The sequence below is a fragment of the Devosia sp. genome (assembly GCF_036676215.1).
Lineage (GTDB): Bacteria > Pseudomonadota > Alphaproteobacteria > Rhizobiales > Devosiaceae > Devosia.
In genome coordinates, this window is the sequence record NZ_JAKFDJ010000215.1 from 1 (window position 1) to 23,817 (window position 23,817).

Below are 23,817 nucleotides of genomic sequence, written 5' to 3' on the forward strand. Positions count from 1 at the left end.
GCCCCGATCATGGTCGCCCTGGTGATGGCTCTTGCCGGAACCGGCGGGGCCAGTGCGCAGGCATGCATCGACAGCTCGGCCGAAATTCAGGCCCTCATCAGTGAGGGGCGGATCATGAGTCAGTATGACGCGGTCGCCGCCGCAGGCTATAGTGTCGACGAGGTACTGAACTACCGTCTGTGTGACGATGGTGGCCGGTATGTCTGGATCGTCGGCGTATTGAGTGCCGATGGGACTGCGCAAAACCTCACGGTCAGCGCAGAATAGTGTAACGGCGAATCGGCGGGGGGCCTCCATGCGTATTCTGGTTGTCGAAGACGATACCAATCTCAATCGCCAGCTCAAGGAAGCACTGACCGAAGCCGGCTATGCGGTGGACGTCGCCTTCGATGGCGAGGAGGGGCACTTCCTCGGCGATACCGAACCCTATGACGCCATCGTGCTCGATATTGGCCTGCCGCAGATGGACGGCCTGTCGGTGCTGGAGGAATGGCGCCGCGCCGGCAAGACCACGCCGGTGCTGCTGCTGACCGCCCGCGACCGCTGGAGCGACAAGGTGCAGGGCATCGACGCCGGCGCCGACGACTATGTCGCCAAGCCTTTCCACATGGAAGAAGTGCTGGCCCGCATCCGGGCTCTGGTGCGCCGCGCCGCGGGCCTGGCCTCCAACGAGATCGTCGCCGGCTCGGTGCGGCTCGACTCACGCTCCGGCAAGGTGACGGTCGACGGTCAGTCGGTAAAGCTGACCAGCCATGAATTGCGGCTGCTGAGCTACCTCATGCACCACAAGGGCAAGGTCATCTCGCGCACTGAACTGACCGAACACCTCTATGACCAGGATTTCGACCGCGACAGCAACACGATCGAAGTCTTTGTCGGTCGCCTGCGCAAGAAGCTGCCGGAAAACTGCATCGAGACGGTCCGGGGACTAGGCTATCAGATAGCCGAGGATTAGGCGCCTTATGGGCTTTTCCTGCGAAGAAGGTGCGGCGCCACCTCTCCCCCGGGGGGAGAGGTCGACCCTTTTGGGTCGGGTGAGGGGGCCTTTACTGTGTGCGGTGCAAGGGGAAGGCCCCCTCACCCGGCGCTACGCGCCGACCTCTCCCCCGAAGGGAGAGGTGAAGAGGCGGACCGTCTATGCGTAAAGGCTCCATTGCGGCGTCGCTGTTCTGGCTGTCGGCGGGCTGGCTGATCCTGGCGCTGGTGGCGACGGGCTTCCTGTTGACGGATCTTTATTCGCGGGCGCTCGATACCTCGCTGTCGGAAACGCTCGACTTCCATGTCGAGAGCCTGACCGGCGCCCTGCTGGAAACCGGCGACCCCATGAGCGAGGAGATCGCGCTGACCGATCCGCGGTTCGACCGGCCCCGCTCGGGCTGGTACTGGGCCATTCGCGATGCCGACGACACGCTCTACAACCTTTCGACCTCGGTGGTCGGCATCGACCTGCCGGCTCTGATGGGGCCGGCCGATGCGCGTGGCCGCCGCAGCGCCATTCTGGACGATGAGTTCGGCACCGAGATGCGCGTGGTGGAGCGCACGGTGACCGTGGCGCCGACCAGCTACCAGATCATCGTCACCGGAAATCTCAGCGAAATCCTTGAGCTGGTTGGCGAATTCCGCGGCCAGACCTTCATCGTGCTGGGCGCTGTGGGGGTAATGCTGGCCATCATGAGCGCTATCGTCGCGCGCTTTGCCATGCGCCCGATCGACCGGCTCAGTGCCGCCATCGAAAGCGTGCGCGAGGGCGAAAGCGTGACGGTCGGCGGCACCTATCCGCGCGAGATCGCCCCGCTGGCCGAGGAGGTCAACGAACTGCTGCGTTCCAATGCCCAGATCATCGAACGCGCCCGCAACCAGGTGGGCAATCTGGCCCACGGGCTGAAGACGCCAATCGCCGTGTTGCGCAACGAGGCCACCACCAAGAAGGGTGCGCTGGCCGATGTGGTGATGAGCGAGAGCGAGAAGATGAGCACCATGGTGGCCACCTATCTCGAGCGGGCGCGGCTGGCTGCCCGCACCTCGGTCGTCGGCAAGAAGGCCGATCCGACCATGATCATGCTGCGGCTGTCGCGGGTGATGCGGAAAATCCATCCCGACTGCACCATTGCCTTCCAGCGGCCGGACGCCTCGCTGCCCTGGTTCCGTGGCGACGAAGCCGATCTTGAGGAAATGGCCGGCAATCTGCTGGACAATGCCTGCAAATGGTCCAAGGGTCAGGTGGGGGTTCGCCTCTCGGGCGAACGTGGCGAAACCGGCACCATGCTACTGATTCGCATTGACGATAATGGTCCCGGCCTGTCCGAGGAAGACGCCCAGAAAGCGTTGCGCCGCGGTGTCAGGCTGGACGAGAAAACACCGGGTAGCGGCTTGGGGCTCGATATCGTCAAGGAACTGGTGGATGTGTACGGCGGCAGCCTGGCCCTCAAGCGTTCTGCGCTGGGCGGCATGCTGGCGGAACTGCGCCTGCCGACGGCCCGGTTGGGCAGCATGGCGCGGCCCAATGCAACCTGACGCACTTTCGCCGCATTACGACAACATGAGCCTTTATATCGTCCAAGAGGTTGCAACACCCATGAACCGCATCGCCCTTCTCGCCACCCCGCTGCTTGCCCTGACCCTGGCTGCCTGTTCCAGCACCGGTCCGACCCAGGTGGCCCAGGCGCCGATGGTGGCAGCACCGGTTGCCCGCCCCTTGGTGGCTACCCCGGCCCAGGCAACCCAGCAGGCATTGCTGACCACCAGCATTGCCAACGGCTTTGTCGATCCGGCCGCCCTTGCGGTCATGACGGCCAAGGATTCCGCCGAAGCCAATAGCGCACAGTTCTATGCCCTGCAGTTCGGCCGCCCCGGCGCGCCGCGGCAGTGGGCGGGCGACAAGGGCACGACCGGCACCGTGGCCGTCGGCCCCTATGTGCGGGTCAACAATCTCGACTGTCGCGATTTCACCCATACGGTCAAAACCAATGGCCAGGACTATGTGAAAAAAGGCACGGCCTGCCGCGAGCAGAACGGCAACTGGGCCGTGGTGCAGGGCGCAGCCTGACTCCAAACCTTAGTCGCGGCGGATATGGATTGTTTACCAACGGCCTATAGGGTTTGACGGTAAGTATCCGAACCCCCCTGCGTCGATGTCTCAAGCTGCCAATCATTCCGACACGCCGGCCTCTGCCACAACCCGCCGGGCCAGCCGCACCGCCGGCCGTCCTTTCGCGGGGATTGTCGACATGGTTGTCGTCCAGGACCCGGTGCAGTTTCCGTTCGCCGGTTCGATCTCGCGCGGCCATGCCGATGCCGCCTGGACCTGGGTTCATCGGGATCTCTGCGCCGATCTGATTGCTGCTGATCGCATCGCCGACGGCACATTCTCGGCCGCCGATGTGGAAGCCGTCATGCCGCAGATTCTGCTGCGCATGAAAGATGGCATCGCCGCCGCTGCGGCCGATCCGGACAAGGATCGGCGCCTGCGCGCCACTTTGGGCAGCACCGATGCCCGCGATGCGCTGCCGGCCATCATGATGGCGTTGCGCAGCCGCGCTCTGCTGGTCAAGGCCACCGCGTTCGGCAAGGCGCTCAATGCCATCACCGAAGATGCCGCTCTGGGCACGGCGCTGCAGTCCATGCCGCTGAAGGACCAGGCATTGGCCGCCTTGCTGTTTCATGTCGCCATGGGGCAGGTCGCCAATCCCAGCCGGCTTGTCACCACCATCATCAGAATCTCTGGCAATGCCACCGAAGCTGCGGTGATCCGCATGGGTTTCAGTCCGGTGATCGACGCGATCCTGGCGCATGCGCAGAATCAGCTATTCGTGCTGCAGCCCTCGGGACCCTTCGCCGATATCGACCTGATCTGCCGGAGTCTCGACCGGTTTCATCGCCTGGTCCGCTCGCTCACCGGCTATATCGAATTTGCCCGCGGCAGCCGCTGGGCCATGGTGCTGGCCGCCGTCACCAAGCAGGTGTCGGACCGCATCGAGCCGCGTCTGCGCGATGTGGTGTCCGACCTCAACCAGGCCATGCGCCGCGGCCGTGAGGGCAGCGACCGGATCGACGAGGACCGCATGCTGGCCGCCATCAATGGCGTCTACCTGCTGGCCACCGTCCGCGAGTGCCGCGATTCACTGGCGCTCAACGCGCTGTTCGACCAGGCCTGGAGTCAGTCCGGCCAGGCGCTGGAAGTCCATCTGCAGCGCAATCTCGACCTGATCCGGCAAAACCCGGATGACGCGCCGACCAGTGTGCGGCTCGACGCCGGCATCAAGATGGCCGAAGTCCGCTTCAATCCGGAATATGCCGAGACGCTAAGGCGCGCCCGCGCCGCCGCCGAGCGCCGCAGCTAGGTCCATTCCATCGCGATAGGGCGCAAGCAACCGGATGCCGGTGGCACGCCCCGGTTCCCGCGCGCTGACGGTTTGCCCTGTTGTGCCTGTCACCAGGGCGACAGCGGTACCGTTGATGCTGCGGACCACCACGCCGATGGCGCGGAGCGGATCGGTCGCGTCGGGATTGGCATGGATCAGCGTGCCGGGCTCCAGCACCCGTTTTTCATCAGGCACCACCACCCATAGCTCGGCCCCTTGGTAACGACCGACTAGATAGGGCGGCGGCAGGGGCAGGGGCGTGGTTGAACGTCTGGGTTCGCCGTTATTCTCGCCCGCGATACCAACCATGGCGACGCGCTCCTGCGCCACGATGCCGGCGCTCGCCGCAGGGATAGCGCCGAGTTGAACGCCGGCGGCGATATCGGCGATGGCGAGCGGCTGCGGCGTATCGGCCAGTGACCAGCCGGTGGGCCTTGGCGCAAAGGGCAGCCAGCCCGGCCAGCGCGACCGGACGGGACGGGGCCTTTCGAGATAGTGCCGACCGGAATCGAGAAAGGCGGGTTGTCCGCCATCCTCGGGCAGGTCCCCGATGGGGGCGGCGCCGTCCGGCGTTTCGTAGAGCGGATCGATCAGCAGGTCATCGACGGGATGGCGGTCGCGGCCCAGCAGGGCATCGACGGCATCATCCCCGCTGGCAAGGCAGGCGCGGCTGGTGAACCAGCCGGCGGCGCTGCCGGCCAGGGCGATGCCCGGTGGGCCGCTCAGCGGTTCGAGGCGGGCATAAGTGGCGTTCCAGCCGCTCTCTCCACCCGCCATGTGCCAGAGTGTCAGGTCGGGCTGCCAGCCGCCGCAGGTGATCAGCCGATCCACCATGAGCGACGGTTCTGGCCGCGAAAACCCGTCCATAGCCAGCTGCGGCCGGGCCATGAGACCCTGGCGCTTCGGCGCCGGAGCCGCGGATGCGGCAATGGTTCCCGGCGCCAGCGTAATGCCGTAGGCCTTGGAAAACTCGATGAAGCGCGATTGCGGCCTTGGCCGCGAGTCGATGATGCGGGGCACTGCGATGCCGGCATCTTCGGCCAGCATGGCGAGGCGATAGGCCGGACTGCTGCTGGTGGCAAAGAGCGCGGAGAGGCCGGCCCAGACGCCATAATGATGCGCCAGCTCGAACGCCTCCAGCGTGCCCACCACGCCAGGCAGGCGATTGCCCGGAAACACCGGCAACCGCTCCAGCGCACCCGTCGCCAATACGATACGGGGCGCCCTGATATCGATGACCCGCCCGGCCGGCGTGCCGTCCCGCATCTCCACCTGGTGCAGACGCACCACGCCGGGTCGCAGCCCGAACACTTCGGCACCGGTGAGCACGGTGATCGCATCGGCCTTGCCGATCGACTCGATCAGGCGGGCGATGTTGTGATCGGGCGTCTCCTCGCCCTCCTGCGTGCCGAACAGCCGGGCATTGCCGCCCAGCCGGGGCGTCGCTTCGATCAGCACCACGCGCAGGCCGTGCCTGGCTGCCGCCAGCGCTGCTGCCATGCCCGCCACGCCTCCACCCACCACGACCAGATCTATTTGCGGCCCGGGCTCGCCTTGCATGCCCAGCCATGGCCGGGGCAGTGGATCGGCTTGGTTGAGATCGAGCCCCAGCGACTCACTGCCAAGCCACAACAGTCGCGCCAGGGCGCCGCTCTTCTGCCTGCGGCCGAGCGTGAGGTATTCGGCGCCCTCGGTGGCTGGCGTGCGCTCCATCGGCAGCGTCCGCTGCGGATCGCGGAGCAGGGCCGCGAAGGTGATGGCCGGCGCATGGCGGGCCGATAGCGCCAGGGGCACGCCGCCGCGTTTGCCGGCCGAGCCAATGCCCGATGCCAGCACGGCGCTCAGTACCGTGTCGCCGACGAAGCCGGATATCAGCCGCCCATCGAGCCGGAACTGCAGCGGCCGCCCGCGGTCTATGGCGCTGCCCTGCAACGGATGGTCGCTCTGCGCGCCAAGGCGGTTGGGATTGTTCCTCATGGCTTGGCGCCCACCTCGGCAACCGATGAGGGGGCCGTCGCGCGATCGACGAGCCGAGCACCGAGCCAGGCGCTTTCCGCTGGTGCAGCAATCCCCGACAGCCAGCGCGCAATCAGTGGCGCGAAGAACGCCCCGGTCGACCCAAATCCGGCGAGCACATCCGGCCCCCCGCCATTGATCCGCCCCACGGCCGGCGCCGCATCGCTGGTGGTCAGTATCGCATAGCTCGATTGGCCCGCCTGCCGAAATGTGTGGGTGGGTCCCAGAAGTTCCCCCAGCGCGGCTGCAAATGGATCGATAGCGCCGGGCCCCATCGCGGTAATGCCGCGATCCTGTCGCTGCACCAGAGTGAGCCCGCTATCGAGCTGACAGGCCACCGGCGCGATGATGGCCTGGGTCGGTTCGGTAAAGATGGTACTCGCCACCTGGCGGGTCAGCAGGGCAGGCCACTGCGCGGCCGGCATATGGCCGATGATGGCCGCGTGGTCCGCCAGCACAGTCTGCCCGATCTCGATCCGCGCATCGCCCGATACCAGCTGGGCGCTGCCATCGGCCCTGACGTCGAGCCGCTCACCGTCGCCGAGGCGGCGCACCTTGTGCTGGGTGAGCCATCTGTCGAGACCCGGTTCAAGCGTCGGCCGATGCAGCAGCACCGCGTCCCGCAGCAGCAGGCCCTCGCGTCCACTCCCGAGAAGGCTGGCCGGCACCGGCTCGGCGCCGTGTCCGAAGGCCAGGGCCATGTACCGGACATGCACGAGCGCTTCCTTGCCCGCCGCTGTGCTGGCGAAGAATACCGGATCGACCCGCGACCACGCACCCCGCCCGCCGATGCGCGAGATGAGCTTGAGCGTCTCGGGCAGGCCAGTCTTCAGCAGGGCCCAGGTTTCGGGCCGGGTCAGCGGCGCCACCGACAGGTCGATGCCGCGCGGCAGGCGATAGCCCGATTGGCTTTCGCCAGAAAACACCACGCTTTTGCCATGCACCGACGCCAGCAATCCCGCCACGAGGCGGGCCAGGGGCGTGGAGCCGATGATGGCAAAGTCGATTGGGGCTTCGGTCATGCCCCGGCGCGGGCCTGTGGCAATGCGTCCGCCTCAACGATGCGTGTTTCGGTGGTTTTTCGCGGCATTGGGCTTATAGATGACGCTTCCTTGCCGCGTGCCGGCGTCAAGCGTCCAGGGCCCATGCTTTTCTGGTTCATCGCCACTGCCATTACCGCCATTGCCTGCGCTGCACTTTTCTACGCAGCCGGCCGGCGCATGGTCAACTTAAGCGATCCTGATTTGGACGATGCCAACAGTCATTTTCGCCTTGTATTGGCTGGGATCGACACCGATCTGGCCGCCGGCAAGCTGGGCGAGGCCGAAGCGGAGGCCGCGCGCGGCGAGCTGGCGCGCGAAATCCTGCGGCTCAAGGCCGAGGCTGGACGCGTGGCTCGCCGTTCCCTCAATTTCGGCCGCCCGGCGCTATTGGCGGGCCTGGGCGCCGTCGCGGTGCTGGCATTGGGCCTTTATGGCCTGCTCGGCAGCCCGAATACGCCCGGCCAGCCGCTGGCGAGCCGGGCCGACGTCGCGGCGCAATCCATCGATCTCGACGCGGCCATTGCCCGCATCGAAGCCCAGCTCACCGCCAATCCCGACGATCTGCGCGGCTGGACCGTCATCGCGCCCGCCTATCTCGAACTGCGCCGCTTTGCCGATGCCGCGCGGGCCTATCGCCGCATCATCGAACTGAGCGAGGCGACGCCGGACCTGCTGACCAGCCTCGCCGAGGCGCTGATGCTCGATGCCGGCGGCGCCGGTTCGGCCGAAGCCATGGACCTGCTGCGCCAGGCGGCCGCCGCCGATCCAGGCCATGTCCTCTCCCGGCTCTATATCGCCGCCGAGCTGACCCGCGCCGAACAGTATCCCGAGGCTGCCGCCGCCTGGCAGGCCGCTTTGGCGCTGTCGCAGGGCGATGAGCCCTGGCTGGCTGCGGCGCAGCAGGGTCTTGCCGTGGCGCAGAATGGGGGCGTGGCCCCCGCCAATGATGCCGAGGCCGAGATGATCGGCCAGATGGTCACCGGCCTTGCCGAACGCCTCGCGGCCGAGGGCGGCAGCGTCGAGGAATGGACGCAATTGGTGCGCGCCTATCTGGTGCTCGGCGACGTCGCCAGCGCCCAGGGCGCCTATGGCGATGCCGTGGCCGCCTATCCCCAGGCCTTCGACCGCGGCGAACTCGATACGCTGGCGCTCGGCGCCGGCCTCACCCTGAATGGAGTCCAGCCATGAGCATGCAAAATGCCGTCCGCAAGAAGGGCTGGTCGCGCAAGCAGAAGCGGCTGGCGCTTATTGCCGGCCTGGCTCTGGTGCTGGCGCTGGCGACGACCCTGGTACTGCTCGCCCTGCGCGACCAGATCGTGTTCTTCTATTCGCCCTCCGACGTGGTCGCCCGCGAGGTCGCCGCCGGCCAGCCGATACGGCTGGGCGGGCTGGTCAAGGACGGCTCCTGGGTCCGCGACGGGCAGGACAACAGCTTCGTCGTCACCGATGGCGCCGCCGATATCGTGGCGCAATATACCGGCATCCTGCCCGACCTGTTCCGTGAAGGGCAGGGCGTCGTCGCCGAGGGCAGCCTTGGCCCCGATGGCTCGTTCATCGCCACCAATGTGCTGGCCAAGCACGACGAAAACTACATCCCCAAGGAAGTCGTCGACGCCCTCAAGGCCAGCGGCGAATGGCGGCCGGAGACGGGGCAGTGATGGGGTTGTGCGGGCAAGGCACCCCTTCACCTCTCCCTTTGGGGGAGAGGTCGGCGCAACCGCGCCGGGTGAGGGGGCCTTTACTGGGTGAGGTGTCAGGGGAAGGCCCCCTCACCCGGCCCAAGAGGGCCGACCTCTCCCCCAAAGGGAGAGGTGGAGAACACCCATGAGCATCGAACTCGGCCACTTCGCTCTCATCCTCGCCTTTGCCATTGCCGCGGTCTCAACCGTGGGCGGCTACACCTTCTGGCGCTCCGGCCAGCGCATCGCGCTGGTGCTGAGCCAGGGCGCCATACTGCAATTTGTGCTGGTGGCCGTGGCCTTTGCCGCGCTGATCCAGGCTTTCGTCACCTCCGATTTCAGCCTGCTGCTCGCTGCCAGCCATTCCCATTCGCTCAAGCCTTTGATCTTCAAGATCTCCGGCGTCTGGGGCAATCATGAAGGCTCCATGGTGCTGTGGATATTCATCCTCGTCGCCTTCGGCGCCATGGTCGCCGCCTTCGGCCGCCGCCTGCCCGGTGATCTGCTGGCGCTGGTGCTGGCCACCCAGAGCCTGCTGACCGCCGCCTTTGCCGGCTTCACGCTCTTTACCTCCAATCCCTTCGCCCGCCTGATCCCGGCGCCCATCGAGGGCAATGACCTCAATCCGGTGCTGCAGGATATCGGCCTCGCTATCCATCCGCCGCTGCTCTATGCCGGCTATGTCGGCTTTTCGATCTGCTTTTCCTTTGCCATTGCGGCGCTGATCTCGGGTCGCATCGACCAGGCCTGGGCGCGCTGGGTGCGGCCCTGGGCCATGCTGAGCTGGACCTTCCTGACCCTGGGCATCGCCATGGGCTCCTACTGGGCCTATTACGAGCTTGGCTGGGGCGGCTGGTGGTTCTGGGACCCGGTGGAAAATGCCAGCTTCATGCCCTGGCTGGCCGGCACGGCGCTGCTGCATTCGGCTTTGGTGATGGAAAAGCGCAATGCGCTCAAGATCTGGACGATCTTTCTGTCCATCATCACCTTTTCGCTGTCGCTGCTCGGCACTTTCCTGGTGCGCTCGGGCATTTTGACCTCGGTCCATACCTTTGCCAGCGATCCCACCCGCGGCCTCGTCATCCTGACGCTGCTGGCCGTGGTCATCGGCGGCGCATTTTTCCTCTTCGCGCTGCGCGCCGCGACGTTGCGTCAGGGCGGCCTCTTCGCGCCGGTCAGCCGCGAGGGCGCGTTGATCCTCAACAACCTGTTCCTCGCTACTGCCGTCGGCGCAGTTCTGGTCGGCACGCTCTATCCGCTCCTGCTCGATGCCTTGACCGGCACCAGCATTTCGGTGGGCGCACCCTTCTTCAACCTCACCTTCGGGGCGCTGATGGCGCCGCTGCTGCTGGTGCTGCCTTTCGGGCCGCTGCTGGCCTGGAAGCGCGCCGATATCGTCAGCGCCGCCCAGCGACTGATCGGCGCGGCAGCGCTCGCCATCTTCGTCACCATCCTGATTTCGGCGCTGGGCGGGGTCTCCATCTCGCTGGCGCCGCTGGGCCTGCTGCTCGGCTTCTGGGTGGCCTTCGGCGCCATTGCCGAACTGGTGGACCGCAGCCGGCTCGGCCGCATTCCACTGGCCGAAAGCCGTCGTCGTCTCGTCGGCCTGCCGCGCTCGGCCTGGTCGACCGCCATCGCCCATTTCGGCGTCGGCGTGACCGTCTTGGGCATCGTCGCCACCACGGCCTGGGAAACCGAGCTGGTGACCACGCTCAATCCGGGCGAAAGCGCCACGCTTGCCGGCTACACCATCGCCTTTGACGACTTCCAGCAGGTGCAAGGCCCCAACTATATCTCCGATCAGGGCAGCTTCACCGTCACCGCCCCCGACGGCGGCACGCGCCAGCTGCTGGCCGACCGCCGCAGCTATGTCGCCAGCGGCATGCCGACCACCGAGGCCGCCATCGAGACCTATGGCTTCTCCCAGCTCTATCTGCAGCTCGGCGAGCCGCTGGAAGACACCCATGTCATCCGCGTCTGGCACAAGCCCTATATTACCCTGATCTGGCTGGGCGCGCTGCTGATGGCGCTGGCCGGCATCCTGTCGCTGACCGACCGTAAGCTGCGGGTCGGCGCACCCCGCCGCGCTGCCCGGCCTGTTTCGGAGCCCGCCCAATGAACTGGCTGCGCACCCTGCTATTCGCTCTGCTGCTGGCCGCGCCGGTTGCCGCCCTCAGCCCGGATGAAGTCCTGCCCGATCCGGTGCTGGAACAGCGCGCCCGCGATATCTCGGCCGGCCTGCGCTGCCTCGTCTGCCAGAACCAGTCGATCGACGATAGCGACGCCGATCTCGCCAAGGACCTGCGCGTCCTCGTGCGCGAGCGGCTGGTCGCCGGCGATAGCGACGAGGCGGTGCGCCAGTTTCTTGTCGACCGCTACGGCGAATATGTGCTGCTCAATCCGAGGGTGGCGGGCCACACCATCCTGCTGTGGATCGCCGCGCCGATGCTGCTGATCGCGGGGCTGGGCACGCTGTTCGTGGTCGGGCGCCGCCGGCGGGTGGTCGAATCAGGCTTGAGTGCCGAAGAGCAGGCGGCGCTGGACGAGTTGCGCTAGTTCGGAGATGTTGGCGCCAGAACTCCCCCCTCGCCACGCACCCGGTCCTCACCAGTGATTGTCAACATACCGCTGATCCTAGAGTGTCTTGAGGAGTGGAGCTCAAAGGAAGAGCAAGAAAGACTCTGGCTTTCCGACGGGTCGTCAGGGTTTGTGGGGTCGGCGGTAGAGGCTTACGAGGGCCTCTTTGGCGACAGCAATCTGAAGGACGCCATTGACGGAGGAGCGGTCCAACTGCCCAGCCAGGTACTTGACGGGCTTGCGCAATTAGAGGCCGCGCTCGATCTGCTGGATTTGTACAGTCGCCCGAAGGGGCTCATCGACCACCCCGGCATGATCGCGGTGCGCCAAATCGCCGGCGAGTTGCTGAATGCATTCAGGAGCATTGGGACGGACGGCCGGCCCGCCTAAGCCCGCCGCAATCTCTGCCCCATTCCCGCCGCCAACATTGCCAAGGTTTAATGTTGGCGCAACCTCTCAGAAAGCTGACTCGTTCCATATCTAGTCCCACAAGCTGTTGAGGGCTTGCGAAGGAGTTTTATATGCGCTCGACCATTCTGAAGCGTACCAGCCGCTGGCTCGGGGCCTCTGCCCTGGCGCTGCTGGTTGGTATCGGCGGTGTCTCCACCGCCTTCGTCATGACCGGCCAGACGGCCACTGCCCAGGTGCAGAACGCTGCCCAGATCGTCGTTCCGGAGGCCATCCAGCCGCAGGCCGGCTTTGCTGACCTCGTGGAAGCGGTCAAGCCGGCCGTAGTCTCCATCCTCGTCGAGGCTGAGGAAAGCCCGCGCTCCATGCAGCGCGGCGGCGGCCGCGAGTTCAATTTCGATTTCCCCGACCTGCCCGAAGGCCATCCCTTCCGGGATTTCTTTGACCAGTTCGGTGACCAGTTCGGCGAACAGGGTCCCCGTGGCGGCCAGGAGCGCGCGCCGCGCCAGTTCATGGCAGCCGGTTCCGGCTTCGTGATTTCGGCTGATGGCTATGTCGTCACCAACAATCACGTCGTTGAAAACGCCACCAAGGTCACCGTCGCGTTCGACGACGGCACTGAGCAGGTTGCCGAGATCATCGGCACCGACGAACGCACTGATCTGGCCGTGCTCAAGATCGAAGGCACCGACCTGCCATTCGTCAACTTCGAGACCGAATCCAGCCGCGTTGGCGACTGGGTGGTTGCCGTGGGCAATCCCTTCGGTCTTGGCGGCACCGTCACCGTTGGCGTCATCTCCGGTTCCGGCCGCAATATCGGCGGCTCCAACTATGGCGATTTCCTGCAGATCGACGCGGCCGTGAATACCGGCAATTCGGGCGGCCCGGCCTTCAACACCAAGGGTGAAGTGGTCGGCGTCAATACCGCCATCTATTCGCCCAATGGCGGCAATGTCGGCATCGCCTTTGCCATCCCCGCCGCCACCGTCAAGGGCATCGTCCAGCAGCTCATCGAAGATGGCTCTGTCACCCGTGGCTATCTCGGCGTCGGCATCCAGGACGTGAACCGTGACATCGCCGACGGCGCCGGCCTTGCCGAAGCCAAGGGCGCCATCGTCAGCAATGTCGCCGAGGACGGCCCGGCCGGTCCGGCTGGCGTCAAGTCCGGCGACATCATCACCGCCGTTGACGGCGACCCGATCGATGACGCGCTCGACCTCAGCCGCACCATTGCCGGCAAGTCCCCGGATTCGACCGTCGAGCTGACCGTCTGGCGCGATGGCGCCGAGACCACGCTGTCGGTCCAGCTCGGTACGCTGAGCGAACAAGCCGCGGCCCAGGCCGATCCGGCCCAGCCGCCGGTCCCGCAGGCTCCCCTGCCGGAAGAGTCGAGCGTCGGCCTGACCCTGGTTCCCAACGCTGACGGTTCGGGGGGTCTGCTGATCCAGAATGTCGATCCTGAATCGGCCGCCGCCGAAAAGGGCCTCGCCGTCGGTGATGCGATCCTCGAAGTCAACAATACGCCGGTGAATTCCCTCGAGGAATTCGAGGCGGCACTTGACGCGGTCAAGGCTCAGGGGCGCAATACCGCCCTGGTCAAGGCCAGCCGCGACGGCAACGAGACCTTCATCGGTCTGCCGCTGAGCGAGTAGCACTCAAAGGCCCCGGGGTTTGCCCCGGGGCCGCCTGCAACTGCATGGAGCGTCGCGGTGAAGATTTTGCTGATCGAAGATGATCGCGAGGCCGCGAGCTACCTGATCCAGGCCCTCGATGAGGCCGGACATATCACCCACCACGCCGCCGATGGCGAAACCGGCTATGCCATGGCCTCGGGCATGGACTATGACGTGCTCATCGTCGACCGCATGTTGCCGCGCCGCGATGGCCTCTCCATCGTCGAATCCCTGCGCGCCGAAGACGACAAGACCCCTGTGCTCATCCTCTCCGCCCTGGGCGAAGTCGACGACCGGGTGACCGGGCTCCGCGCCGGCGGCGATGACTATCTCACCAAGCCCTATGCCTTCACCGAGCTTTTGGCCCGGGTCGAAGTGCTGGCTCGCCGCTCCAGCCCCTCGGAAGCGGCCACCAGCTACCAGGTGGGCGGGCTGGCGCTCGATCGACTCTCCCGCAAGGTCGAGCGCGAAGGCGAAACCATCCTGCTGCAGCCGCGCGAATTCCGCCTGCTCGAATATCTGATGAAGAATGCCGGCAAGGTGGTGACCCGCACCATGCTGCTCGAAAATGTCTGGGACTATCATTTCGACCCCCAGACCAATGTCATCGACGTGCACATGTCGCGCCTGCGCTCCAAGATCGACAAGGGCCACGCTTCCCCGCTGCTGCATACCGTGCGCGGCGCCGGCTACATGATCCGCGAGTAATCCTTTGCACCCTTTTGCCCAGATCTGGCGCACCTCCACGGTCAGGCTGACGGCAACGTTCATCCTGATCTTTTCGCTGTTCGCCATCCTGTTGCTGGCCTTCATCACCTGGCAGTCCAGCGTGCAGATCCAGCGCCAGCAGGCCAATGATATCGACCGCGAAGTGCGGGTGCTCCAGCGCATCGATGCCAACCAGGGCGTGCGGGCCCTGGCCTTCGCGCTGGAACGCATTTCCCGCGCGCCGGGGCCGGGCGTCTATTATCTCGGTGATGCCAGTGGGCAATATCTGCTCGGCAATGTCACCGACGTGCCGGCCAATGTGCTGATCGAGCCGGGCATTCACAGCTTCGACTACGAGCGCGCCAACCCCTTCATCGATCCACCCGAGGAGGGCGCAGGGCCCAACCCGGAAAAGTCCGGCTTTGCGGTGGTCCGCTCGGTCGAACTGAGCAATGGCATGCGCCTGGTCGTTGGTCGCGACGTAGTCGAACGGCGCGGCTTTTCGGCCATCATCGTGCAGAGCTTCCTGTTCGGCGTCCTCGGCATCATCCTTTTTTCCATCATTGCCGGTGGCGTCACCGCGCGCCGCGTGCTCAAGCGCATCGACACCATCCGCGATACCTCGACCAAGATCATGTCGGGCAATCTCTCCGAGCGCGTTCCGGTCACCAAGCGCAATGACGAATTCGATGGCCTGGCCACCAACCTCAACGCCATGCTCGACCGCATCGAGCAATTGCTGCAGGGGCTGAAGCAGGTCACTGACAATGTGGCGCATGACCTCAAGACGCCGCTGACCCGGCTGCGCAACCAGGCCGAATCCGCCCTGCGCGACGGCTCCAGCGACGACGCCCGCCGGCAGGCGCTCGAAACCACGATCGCCGAGAGCGACCGGCTGATCCAGACCTTCAATGCCCTGCTGATGATCGCCCGGGCCGAGGCCGGCGCCCCCTCCGGCGCCCTCAGCGATGTTGATGTCAGCGCCGTAGTCGCCGATGTGGCCGAACTCTATGGCCCCGTCGCTGAGGACGAGGGCATCGTGGTGGAGACCGCCATTGTCGAGGGTGTGCACCTGCGCGCCAATCGCGAGCTGATCGGCCAGGCCATGGTCAATCTGCTGGAAAACGCCGTCAAATATGCCAAGCCCGAAGGGGAAGGGCAGGGGCGCATCACCGTCGGCCTGCGCCAGGAGGCCGGTCGTGTGCTGATCGAAGTCGCCGACAACGGTCCGGGCATTCCCGAGCAGGACCGCAAGCGCGTGCTCGAACGTTTCGTCCGCCTCGAAATGAGCCGCTCCGAGCCCGGCTCGGGCCTTGGCCTGTCGCTGGTCGACGCGGTGACGCGCCTGCATGGCGGCACATTCCGGATCGAGGACAACGCGCCGGGGGTGCGGGCCGTGATCGATCTGCCGGGGGCTTAGTTACTCGCTCAGTGCGAGCCAGGAGAGTGGTGCCAACCCTCTCCCCTCGTGGGAGAGGGTGGTTCTTCCGCGTTCAGCGGAAGAACCGGGTGAGGGGGCTGCGCTATCCTATGCTCCAAATGCTCATGGAAGCAGCGGCGCCCCCTCATCCGCCCTTCGGGCACCTTCTCCCACGGAGGGGAGAAGGGGGCTCGGTGATGTCCTGAGGGGCCATATCGAGAAAGGGGTGCAAGCCTTGCCCCAATTCCCCCCTCACGCTATCCCTCGCTCATGGCCATCAAGCTCCACGCCCTGCCGCCCATCGAGACGCCGCGCTTTGATGCCTGGCTGGATGAGCTGCCGCCTCAACAACAAACAGCCCTGAACACCGCGGCTCCGACGCTGGGCCCGCTGCTGGAATCGGCGCCCTATCTGCTCGCTTTGGCCCAGGCCAATGCTGACTGGCTGGTGGCGACCCTCGCCGACAGTGCCGACGGTGCCTTCACTGACATTATCGACATCGTCGAAACGCTGGGCCGCACGGCCACCAGCGAGGAGGCCCTTGCCCCGGTGCTGCGCATCGCCAAGGGGCGCACGGCGCTGCTGGCGGCTTTGGCCGAAACCGGCGGCACCTGGACCACGGCGCAGGCGACCGCGGCTCTCTCCGATCTGGCCGACGTTGCGCTCGAGGCTGCGCTCAACCTGCTGATGCGCCAGGCCGCCGAGCGCGGCCAGCTCACCATTCCGGCCAGCGAGGCCACCGGTGCCAATTCGGGCCTGGCCATCTTCGCGCTCGGCAAGCATGGCGGGCAGGAGCTCAATTACTCCTCCGATATCGACATCGTCGCCTTCTACGATCTCGAAAAGGGCGTGCTCGCCGACCCCGGCGAAGCGACGAAATTCTATTCCCGCATGGTGCAGAAGCTGGTCGGCCTGATGGAAGACCGGCAGGCCCACGGCTATGTGTTCCGCACCGACCTGCGCCTGCGCCCCGATCCAGGCTCGACTCCGGTCGCGCTCTCCTTTGAGGCGGCGCTCGCCTATTATGAAGTCCGCGGCCAGAATTGGGAGCGTGCCGCCTGGATCAAGGCGCGGGCCTGCGCCGGCGACCGGCAGGTGGGCGAGGCCTTCCTGCGCGAGCTGGCGCCCTATGTCTGGCGCAAGCATCTCGACTTCGCCACCATCGCCGATATCCAGGCGATGAAGCGCCAGATCAACATTTCCAAGAATGTCGGCGACATCCGCGTCGAGGGCCACAACGTCAAGCTCGGCCGCGGCGGCATCCGCGAGATCGAGTTTTTCACCCAGACCCAGCAGCTCATTGCCGGTGGCCGCGACAAGACCCTGCGCGTCAAGCCCACCGCCCACGCTTTGGCCGCCCTCGCCGATGCCAACTGGATTACCCCCAGGGCCGCAACCGAGCTGACCCAGACCTACTGGTATCTGCGCGGCGTCGAGAACCGGCTGCAGATGCTGCGCGACGAGCAGACCCATGTCATGCCCGCCTCGCCCGATGAGGTCGCCATTGTCGGCCGGCTGATGGGCGAGCCGGACCTGCGCCAGTTCGAGGCGGACTATCGTGCCGCGCTCGAGCGGGTGGTCAGCTATTATTCCGAACTCTTCACCGAGGGCGAAACCCTCGGCAGCGGCGAGGGCAATCTGGTCTTTACCGGCAGCGACGACGATCCGGGCACGGTCGAGACGCTGAGCGCCATGGGCTTTGCCGATCCATCCACGGCCATCGCCACGGTGCGCAAATGGCACTATGGCGGCTATCCGGCGACCCGCGCCTCGGCCTCACGCGCCCACCTCACCGAGCTGCTGCCGGCTTTGCTGATCACGCTGGGCGCGGCCGGCAATGCCGACGAGGCCCTGGCCAAGTTCGACAATTTCCTGTCGCGCCTGCCCACTGGCGTGCAGCTCTTCGCGCTGCTGCGCAGCCACGCCAATCTGCGCACGCTGCTGGTCCAGCTCATGGCCTCGGCGCCGCGCATGTCCGAAGCCGTCATCCACCGCGCCCATGTCATGGATGGCCTCATCGATCCGGCCTTCGCCAATGAGATCACCCACCGCGACGTGCTCATTGCCAAGGTGGATGCCTTCCTCGCCGATTCCCGCTCCTATGAGGAAATCATCGACCGTGCCCGCATCATCGGGCAGGAGCAGAAATTCCTCATCGCCGCCGGCCTGCTCTCGGGCACGGTCAGCGCCACCGGCGCAGGCGAGCAGTTCACCGCGCTGGCCGAAACGCTGGTGCATCGCCTGCTCGACAGCGTCTGCGCCGAATTCGAGCGCCGCCATGGCAAACTGGCAGGGGGCCGCGTAGCGTTGCTCGCCTTCGGCAAGATGGCCAGCCGCGAAATGACCGCGACCTCCGATCTCGATGTCATCCTGCTCTACGATGCCCCGGACGCCGAGTCCGATGGCGGCAAGCCGCTGACCACCAACCACTACTATACCCGCCTCACCCAGCGCCTGGTGGCCGCGGTGACCTCGCCCACCGCCGAGGGCGTGCTGTATGAGGCCGATATGCGCCTGCGGCCCTCGGGCAATGCCGGCCCGCTCGCCACCAGCCTTGCCGGTTTCCGCGCCTATCATCGCGACAACGCCTGGACCTGGGAACATCTGGCGCTGAGCCGGGCCCGGGTGATCGCCGCCGATGCCGGCTTCGGCTACCAGGTCGATGCGGCCATCGCCGAGGTCATGTCGCGCGCACGCGACGCTGCCAAGACCGTGGACGACGTCGTCTCCATGCGCACCCTGATGGCCAGGGAGCGTCCGGCCCGCCACCCTTTCGATCTCAAGCTGGCCGAGGGTGGCCTGGTTGATCTCGAATTCATCGCCCAGTCGGCCCAGCTTGTCGCCGGCGCCACCATCGGCCTGCCGCAGGCGCTCACCACCCGCGTCCTTGCCCGGCTGGGGGAGACCGGCCTCGTGCCCGAAGGCGCTCGGCTGGCGGAAATCCACGAAACCTATTCCACCGTGCTGCAGGTGATGAGTTCGGCCCTGATCAGCCCATTCAAGGACGAAGCCTGGACCGATGCGTTCAAGGAGCTGCTGGCGGGCCTGACGCACTATCCCGATTTCGGCCGGCTGGAACTGGACCTGCTCCAGATGCGCAGCGAAGTCAGCGCCGCAGCAGCAAAATGGTACGAGAAGGCAAGGGAGCTTTGAGCCTCTTCACCTCTCCCCCAGAGGGAGAGGTAAGGAAGCGCTACGCCGCGACCCTGGTGCTTTCCGCACCGAGCGGCAGGGATATGGCCACGGTGGTCCCCAGCGTCGGGCTGGAATCGATGGCCAGATGCCCGCCGCTGAGTTCGGCAATGGCGCGGGAGATGGAAATGCCCAGCCCCGGGCCGACGCCCTCGCGGGTAAAGGTCGCGTCGCCCAGCGCGAAGGGTTGCGACAGGCTGGCCAGCCGCTCCTCGTTCATGCCGATGCCCGTATCGGTGATCTCGATTACCACCCCGTCGCGCGCTGCGAAGGCTGCCAGCGTGATGCGCCCGCCACCCGGCGTGAAGCGCAGGGCATTCTCCACGATATTGCCCACCATGCGCACCAGCCCCAGCCGGTCGCCCAGCACCACGGCGCCGCAGGGCTGGTCCAGCACAAATCTGAGCCCCGCCCGCGTCGCCTGCGCCCGGAAGCGCTGCAGCACGCTGTCGAGCACCTCGTCTACCGCCACCGGCTCGCTGCGCAGCGCCTTCTGCCCGCTTTCCAGCTCCGCCAGGTCGAGAATGGTGGCGAAGGACGCCAGCAGATGCTCGCCCGAGGTCTTGATCGACTGGACATAGTCGGCATAGCGCGCATCGCCCAGCGGGCCGTAGGTCTGGTGCCGCATCAGTTCGGCAAAGCCGATAATGTGGTTGAGCGGGGTGCGGATGTCATGGCTGAGATGGGCGAGGAAATTGGTCTTGGACCGGCTGGCGGCTTCCGCCTTGAGCTTTTCCTCGTGGTAGCGCCGGGCCAGCAGGCGCTGCTCCTGGCGGATGGCATGCAGCATGGTATCGGCCCGTCGCGCCTCGGTGACGTCACTGACCAGCGTCATGAAGGCGCCATGGCCCAGCGGGCGTTCCTCGATCAGCAGGCAGGAGCCATCCTCGCGGTGCAGTTCCAGCACGCGGCTGCCATCATCATCGTTGAGCAACTTCATATAGCCGCCCATGCTGAGCCGTTTCACCGCGTCCTGATAGGTCATGGCGCCGCCGCCCAGTTGCAGCCGGCTGCGATATTGATCGTTGCAGACGATCAGTTTGCCCGCCTTGGTCCAACAGGCCACGCCCAATGGAATGGCCGAGGCCAGCGTGCTGAAATTGTGGCGCTGCATCAGGTCCGGCATGTCGGTGCGGCGGCGTGAAGCCAGCAGCGTCAGTAGGCCCGCCAGTGCGAAGGCAGCCCCGCCCCGCTGCAATATGCCCGTCCAGGTCTGGCCCTGCTCGGTTTCGAGCGCCAGCACACCATGTGGTTCGGCTGGAACGATCAGCCCCGCCAGCATGGGCGCCACAGGGGCGGCCTCGGCGGTCAACAGGCTGGCGCGGGCAACTGTTATGAAGCGTCGGCTCGATGCTTCGAGCGCGGCGCTCGCTTCCTCCGGCGTCAGTTCGGCGATCTCGGACGCCAGCGCCGTGCCGATGACGGCAAGTTCGCGCCGGGCATCGTCGAAGGTGCGGGCCGCGTCATAGATGACAAAGAGCGTGGCTGACAGCAGTGCGGTCAGCGCCACGGCGACGGTGATGGGTGAAAATCCGGGGCGGGACGGGTGGGCGACGGGCGCAATGCCGCTGCTCGACTGCCGGCGCGTATCTGCCTTGCCTTTGCCCGCGCCGAATCCGGTAACGCTGGCGCCGGATGCCTCCGCCGACCGCATGACATTCTCCCGATTTTGTGGGTTTTGGACCCGCCCGATTTGCCCTTAACGAACAATGAATCAGCCGGACTCCAGTGTCCAGCCCTCCACATGCGGGCCTGAACTCCAATTAGGCAAAATCGCGAGTCGGCAGAATCACTTAGCGGGCAAAGAAAAATTCTTCCAACATTGGTCCCGGGTTGCGGCTCCGGTGCCGCGGAATCCGCCATCTCCCTCCCCGCTGAGGAGAGGGAGATGGCTCGGGGCCAAACCTATCCAGCCAGCATGCGCGACAGGATATCGCCCGTGTTCCGGCTCAGCGTGCCGCTGTTCTGCAGGCCCGTCAGCGCCGCCTTGGCGGCATCGCGGCGACCGCTTTCCAGCATCGGCCAGATGCGGAAGCCGGTCAGTACGCGGGCGGCGACCTGCGGGTTGATTCGGTCCACCTCGGCGACGAAATCGGCGACGAAGCGGAAGCCGGCACCATCGGCCCGCGCGAACTGCGTCGGGTTGCTCATGGCAAATGTGCCCATCAGGGCGCGTAGCCGGTTGGGATTGGTCTTGGGGAAACTGGGGTCGCCCAGGATCGCCGTCATGTCATCGATCACCCCGTCGCGGGGCGCCCCGGCAGTCACGGTCAGCCACTTGTCCAGCACCAGCGGATCGCCGCCGAATCGGGTGCGGAAATCCGCCAGCATGGCCGGTGCCTCGGGCGTACCGGTCGAAGCCGATGCCGCCAGTGCCGCCAGCCGGTCGGTCATGTTGCTCGCTTGTGCGTATTGCTGCGCCGCTAGTGTCGAGGCCCCCGCCGCCTCGCTGGCCACGAGCAGGCCGAGCAGGCGATTGCGCAGCGCGCGCCGCCCGGTGCTGGCCGGGTCGGGCGCATAGGGCGCCGTGCTGGCAAGCGCGCCATAGGCGGCCAGAAATTGCCGTCCCAGCGGCTCGAACACGGCCTTGAGCAACTGGTCCCGCACCGCGTGGATTGCCGACGGGTCGATATCCTTGCCGATGGTTCGGGCAATCAGCGATTCGTCGGGCAGCGACAGCGCCAGCGCCTTGAAGGCATCGTCGAGCGTGTCGCTGGCCAGCGTGTCGGCCATGGCCTGGCTCAACGCCTTGATCGATTCGTCGCTCCACGCCGTGCCACCAACAGCGGCCACTGCCAGGTCCATGCCGACATCCTGCAGCGCCTGCCAGCGGTTGAACGGGTCGCTGTCATGCCGCGCCAGGAACAGCTGGTCCGCCTGGCTCGCCTTGCTCTCCATGATCACCGGCGCCGAAAAGCCGCGCAGCAGCGACGGCACGGGCCGGTTCGCGATGCCGGTGAAGGTCACCTCGGCGCTAGGGCCGTCCAGAACGATCATGTCGTCGCGCACCTCGGCGCCGCTGACGCCGCTCCAGCCCATCGGGCTGCCATTGGGGCCGAGCAACCCGAACTTGATCGGCACCACCAGCGCCTCCTTGGTCGGCTGGCCCGGCGTCGGCAGCGTCTCCTGCTTGAGCGTGAGCGTGTAGGTCTGCGCCGCCGCGTCGTAACTCTCGTCGACGCTCAGACGCGGCGTGCCGGCCTGCAGATACCAGGTCTTGAACTGGTCGAGATTGACGCCATTGGCATCGGCGAACGACGCGAGGAACGCCTCGATCGTAGTGGCCTCGCCGTCATGGCGCTCGAAATAGAGGTCCATGCCCTTGCGGAAGCCGGCTTCGCCCAAAAGCGTCGCCAGCATGCGCACGATCTCGGCACCCTTCTCGTAGACCGTGGTCGTGTAGAAGTTGTTGATCTCGCGATACTGGTCCGGCCGCGGCGGATGGGCCAGCGGGCCGCCATCCTCGGGGAATTGTGCACGTCGCAGGGTCGCCACGTCCGAGATGCGTTTCACGGCGCGCGAGCGCTCGTCGCTGGTGAATTCCTGGTCGCGATAGACCGTCAGCCCTTCCTTGAGACAGAGCTGGAACCAGTCCCGGCAAGTGATTCTGTTGCCGGTCCAATTGTGGAAATATTCATGCGCGATGACGCGCTCGATGCCGTCATAATCGCCGTCAGTCGCCGTGTCCGGCTTGGCAAAGACCAGCTTGTCGTTGAAGATGTTGAGGCCCTTGTTCTCCATCGCGCCGAAGTTGAAGTCCGACACGGCGACGATGTTGAAGATGTCGAGATCGTATTCGCGGCCGAAGCGGCGCTCGTCCCACGCCATGGAGCGCTTGAGGCTGTCCATGGCCCACAGGCACTGCTCTTCCTTGCCATGGGTGCAATAGATGGCCAGGTCCACCTTGCGGCCGGAGGCGGTGGTGAAGCTGTCGGTGATCGAGCCGAGGTCGCCCGCCACCAGTGCAAAGAGATAGGCCGGCTTGGGGAAGGGGTCTTCCCATACGGCATAGTGCATGCCGTCGCCGGCATCGCCTCGCTCGATCAGGTTGCCATTGGCCAGCAGCACCGGCGCCAGGTCCTGTGGCGCCGTCATGCGCACGTTGAACACGGCCAGATTGTCGGGCCGATCGAGATAATAGGTGATGCGCCGGAACCCTTCGGGCTCGCATTGCGTGCACCAGGTGCCGCTGGAGCGATAGAGCCCCATCAGCTTGGTATTGCCCTCGGGCTGCAGCATGACCTCGGTTTCCAGCACGAAGCGGCGCAGTGGCGGCTCGATGATGGTCAGCCCATTGGCATCGGCCGCATAGGCCGACAGCACCAGCGGCGCGCCATCGATGGCGATCGAGGTGAGTGTCAGTTCATCCCCGTCCAGCACCAGCGGCGTGCCCGGCGCGGTCGTCTCGCGTGGCTCCACCGTCAGTTGCGCCTGCACCCGCGTATGCTCGGCCAGAATGCGGAAGTCGAGTGCGACCGACACGATCCGGTATGGGCTCGTTGTATAGTCCTTGAGGTAGATGGTGTGCTCGGTTTCGGTGCGCATGAACCTGTCCGTCAAATAATCGTCGGTCTGAAATCGATTGTGGCGGCGCCGCAACAGCAAAAGCGACGCATTCGTGTATCCTGATCGGCCTGCGACCGCTTCGGTCCACTCTTCTACGCCAATTGGGACGGCATTGGGGAGGGGGCTTTCTTCGGTGGCGCACGCTGCTCCTCTGCGCCAATTGCGGGCGTATCG

18 protein-coding genes are annotated in these 23,817 nt (G+C 65.9%); 14 read left to right on the top strand and 4 right to left on the bottom strand.

Annotated elements, in window-relative coordinates:
- The 5 genes from V6M52_RS17490 to V6M52_RS17510 all read left to right on the top strand — a co-directional run.
- Positions 1-267, top strand: a 267-nt coding sequence (locus V6M52_RS17490; RefSeq protein ID WP_332702117.1) for a hypothetical protein, incomplete at its 5' end; no start/stop codon positions are given.
- A 28-nt stretch (positions 268-295) separates the two neighbouring features.
- Positions 296-955: a response regulator transcription factor gene (locus tag V6M52_RS17495; protein ID WP_332693581.1), complete on the top strand. Its 660-nt coding sequence runs from the start codon at positions 296-298 to the stop codon at positions 953-955.
- 182 nt (positions 956-1,137) lie between these two features.
- Positions 1,138-2,514 (top strand): ATP-binding protein, encoded by a 1,377-nt coding sequence (locus V6M52_RS17500; protein ID WP_332702119.1) that lies wholly within the window; start codon positions 1,138-1,140, stop codon positions 2,512-2,514.
- A gap of 61 nt (positions 2,515-2,575) precedes the next feature.
- On the top strand, positions 2,576-3,046 hold the full coding sequence (locus tag V6M52_RS17505) for a hypothetical protein (RefSeq protein ID WP_332702121.1): 471 nt from the start codon (positions 2,576-2,578) through the stop codon (positions 3,044-3,046).
- Positions 3,047-3,227: 181 nt separating this feature from the next.
- Positions 3,228-4,340 carry a hypothetical protein gene (locus V6M52_RS17510; protein ID WP_332693572.1) on the top strand — a complete coding sequence of 371 codons (1,113 nt, stop codon included), beginning with the start codon at positions 3,228-3,230 and terminating at the stop codon, positions 4,338-4,340.
- Here V6M52_RS17510 and V6M52_RS17515 read toward each other — a convergent pair.
- Entirely contained in the window at positions 4,302-6,338 is a 2,037-nt protein-coding gene (locus V6M52_RS17515; RefSeq protein ID WP_332702123.1) for an FAD-dependent oxidoreductase, read from the bottom strand. The two genes, V6M52_RS17510 and V6M52_RS17515, sit on opposite strands and share 39 nt — an antisense overlap.
- Positions 6,335-7,399 carry a hypothetical protein gene (locus tag V6M52_RS17520; protein WP_332702125.1) on the bottom strand — a complete coding sequence of 355 codons (1,065 nt, stop codon included), beginning with the start codon at positions 7,397-7,399 and terminating at the stop codon, positions 6,335-6,337. Before V6M52_RS17520 ends, V6M52_RS17515 begins: the two co-directional genes overlap by 4 nt.
- 123 nt (positions 7,400-7,522) lie before the next feature.
- Between V6M52_RS17520 and ccmI the strand changes: the two genes are divergently transcribed.
- The 9 genes from ccmI (at position 7,523) to V6M52_RS17565 (ending at position 19,038) form a co-directional block, all read left to right on the top strand.
- On the top strand, positions 7,523-8,608 hold the full coding sequence (gene ccmI, locus V6M52_RS17525) for a c-type cytochrome biogenesis protein CcmI (protein WP_332702127.1): 1,086 nt from the start codon (positions 7,523-7,525) through the stop codon (positions 8,606-8,608).
- Positions 8,605-9,078 carry a cytochrome c maturation protein CcmE gene (gene ccmE, locus V6M52_RS17530; RefSeq protein WP_332693562.1) on the top strand — a complete coding sequence of 158 codons (474 nt, stop codon included), beginning with the start codon at positions 8,605-8,607 and terminating at the stop codon, positions 9,076-9,078. The genes ccmI and ccmE overlap by 4 nt, the downstream gene beginning before the upstream one ends.
- Positions 9,079-9,244: 166 nt before the next feature.
- A complete protein-coding gene (locus V6M52_RS17535; RefSeq protein WP_332702129.1) occupies positions 9,245-11,218 on the top strand; it encodes a heme lyase CcmF/NrfE family subunit in 1,974 nt (657 codons plus the stop codon).
- Positions 11,215-11,655: a cytochrome c-type biogenesis protein gene (locus V6M52_RS17540; protein WP_332702131.1), complete on the top strand. Its 441-nt coding sequence runs from the start codon at positions 11,215-11,217 to the stop codon at positions 11,653-11,655. Before V6M52_RS17535 ends, V6M52_RS17540 begins: the two co-directional genes overlap by 4 nt.
- A gap of 54 nt (positions 11,656-11,709) precedes the next feature.
- Positions 11,710-12,066: a hypothetical protein gene (locus V6M52_RS17545; RefSeq protein ID WP_332702133.1), complete on the top strand. Its 357-nt coding sequence runs from the start codon at positions 11,710-11,712 to the stop codon at positions 12,064-12,066.
- A 131-nt stretch (positions 12,067-12,197) separates the two neighbouring features.
- Positions 12,198-13,736 carry a Do family serine endopeptidase gene (locus V6M52_RS17550; RefSeq protein WP_332702135.1) on the top strand — a complete coding sequence of 513 codons (1,539 nt, stop codon included), beginning with the start codon at positions 12,198-12,200 and terminating at the stop codon, positions 13,734-13,736.
- A gap of 57 nt (positions 13,737-13,793) precedes the next feature.
- Positions 13,794-14,465: a response regulator transcription factor gene (locus tag V6M52_RS17555; protein ID WP_332686013.1), complete on the top strand. Its 672-nt coding sequence runs from the start codon at positions 13,794-13,796 to the stop codon at positions 14,463-14,465.
- Positions 14,466-14,469: 4 nt separating this feature from the next.
- Positions 14,470-15,885 (top strand): sensor histidine kinase, encoded by a 1,416-nt coding sequence (locus V6M52_RS17560; protein WP_332702137.1) that lies wholly within the window; start codon positions 14,470-14,472, stop codon positions 15,883-15,885.
- Between the two features lie 270 nt (positions 15,886-16,155).
- Complete coding sequence (locus tag V6M52_RS17565) at positions 16,156-19,038, top strand: bifunctional [glutamine synthetase] adenylyltransferase/[glutamine synthetase]-adenylyl-L-tyrosine phosphorylase (RefSeq protein WP_332702139.1); 2,883 nt, start codon at positions 16,156-16,158, stop codon at positions 19,036-19,038.
- Between the two features lie 40 nt (positions 19,039-19,078).
- On the opposite strand, the gene V6M52_RS17570 is transcribed toward V6M52_RS17565, so the two are convergent.
- Both V6M52_RS17570 and pepN read right to left on the bottom strand, forming a co-directional pair.
- Positions 19,079-20,731 (bottom strand): sensor histidine kinase, encoded by a 1,653-nt coding sequence (locus V6M52_RS17570; protein ID WP_332702141.1) that lies wholly within the window; start codon positions 20,729-20,731, stop codon positions 19,079-19,081.
- Between the two features lie 251 nt (positions 20,732-20,982).
- Positions 20,983-23,622, bottom strand: a complete 2,640-nt coding sequence (gene pepN / locus V6M52_RS17575; RefSeq protein ID WP_332702143.1) for an aminopeptidase N — start codon at positions 23,620-23,622, stop codon at positions 20,983-20,985.
- Between the last annotated feature and the right edge of the window lie 195 nt (positions 23,623-23,817).

Excerpts from the sequence above, each read along its gene's own strand:
- V6M52_RS17495 (WP_332693581.1), top strand. The coding sequence starts at position 296 with ATGCGTATTCTGGTTGTCGAAGACGATACCAATCTCAATCGCCAGCTC.
- V6M52_RS17500 (WP_332702119.1), top strand. The coding sequence starts at position 1,138 with ATGCGTAAAGGCTCCATTGCGGCGTCGCTGTTCTGGCTGTCGGCGGGC.
- V6M52_RS17505 (WP_332702121.1), top strand. The coding sequence starts at position 2,576 with ATGAACCGCATCGCCCTTCTCGCCACCCCGCTGCTTGCCCTGACCCTG.
- V6M52_RS17510 (WP_332693572.1), top strand. The coding sequence starts at position 3,228 with ATGGTTGTCGTCCAGGACCCGGTGCAGTTTCCGTTCGCCGGTTCGATC.
- V6M52_RS17515 (WP_332702123.1), bottom strand. The coding sequence starts at position 6,338 with ATGAGGAACAATCCCAACCGCCTTGGCGCGCAGAGCGACCATCCGTTG.
- V6M52_RS17520 (WP_332702125.1), bottom strand. The coding sequence starts at position 7,399 with ATGACCGAAGCCCCAATCGACTTTGCCATCATCGGCTCCACGCCCCTG.
- ccmI (WP_332702127.1), top strand. The coding sequence starts at position 7,523 with ATGCTTTTCTGGTTCATCGCCACTGCCATTACCGCCATTGCCTGCGCT.
- ccmE (WP_332693562.1), top strand. The coding sequence starts at position 8,605 with ATGAGCATGCAAAATGCCGTCCGCAAGAAGGGCTGGTCGCGCAAGCAG.
- V6M52_RS17535 (WP_332702129.1), top strand. The coding sequence starts at position 9,245 with ATGAGCATCGAACTCGGCCACTTCGCTCTCATCCTCGCCTTTGCCATT.
- V6M52_RS17540 (WP_332702131.1), top strand. The coding sequence starts at position 11,215 with ATGAACTGGCTGCGCACCCTGCTATTCGCTCTGCTGCTGGCCGCGCCG.
- V6M52_RS17550 (WP_332702135.1), top strand. The coding sequence starts at position 12,198 with ATGCGCTCGACCATTCTGAAGCGTACCAGCCGCTGGCTCGGGGCCTCT.
- V6M52_RS17565 (WP_332702139.1), top strand. The coding sequence starts at position 16,156 with ATGGCCATCAAGCTCCACGCCCTGCCGCCCATCGAGACGCCGCGCTTT.
- V6M52_RS17570 (WP_332702141.1), bottom strand. The coding sequence starts at position 20,731 with ATGCGGTCGGCGGAGGCATCCGGCGCCAGCGTTACCGGATTCGGCGCG.
- pepN (WP_332702143.1), bottom strand. The coding sequence starts at position 23,622 with ATGCGCACCGAAACCGAGCACACCATCTACCTCAAGGACTATACAACG.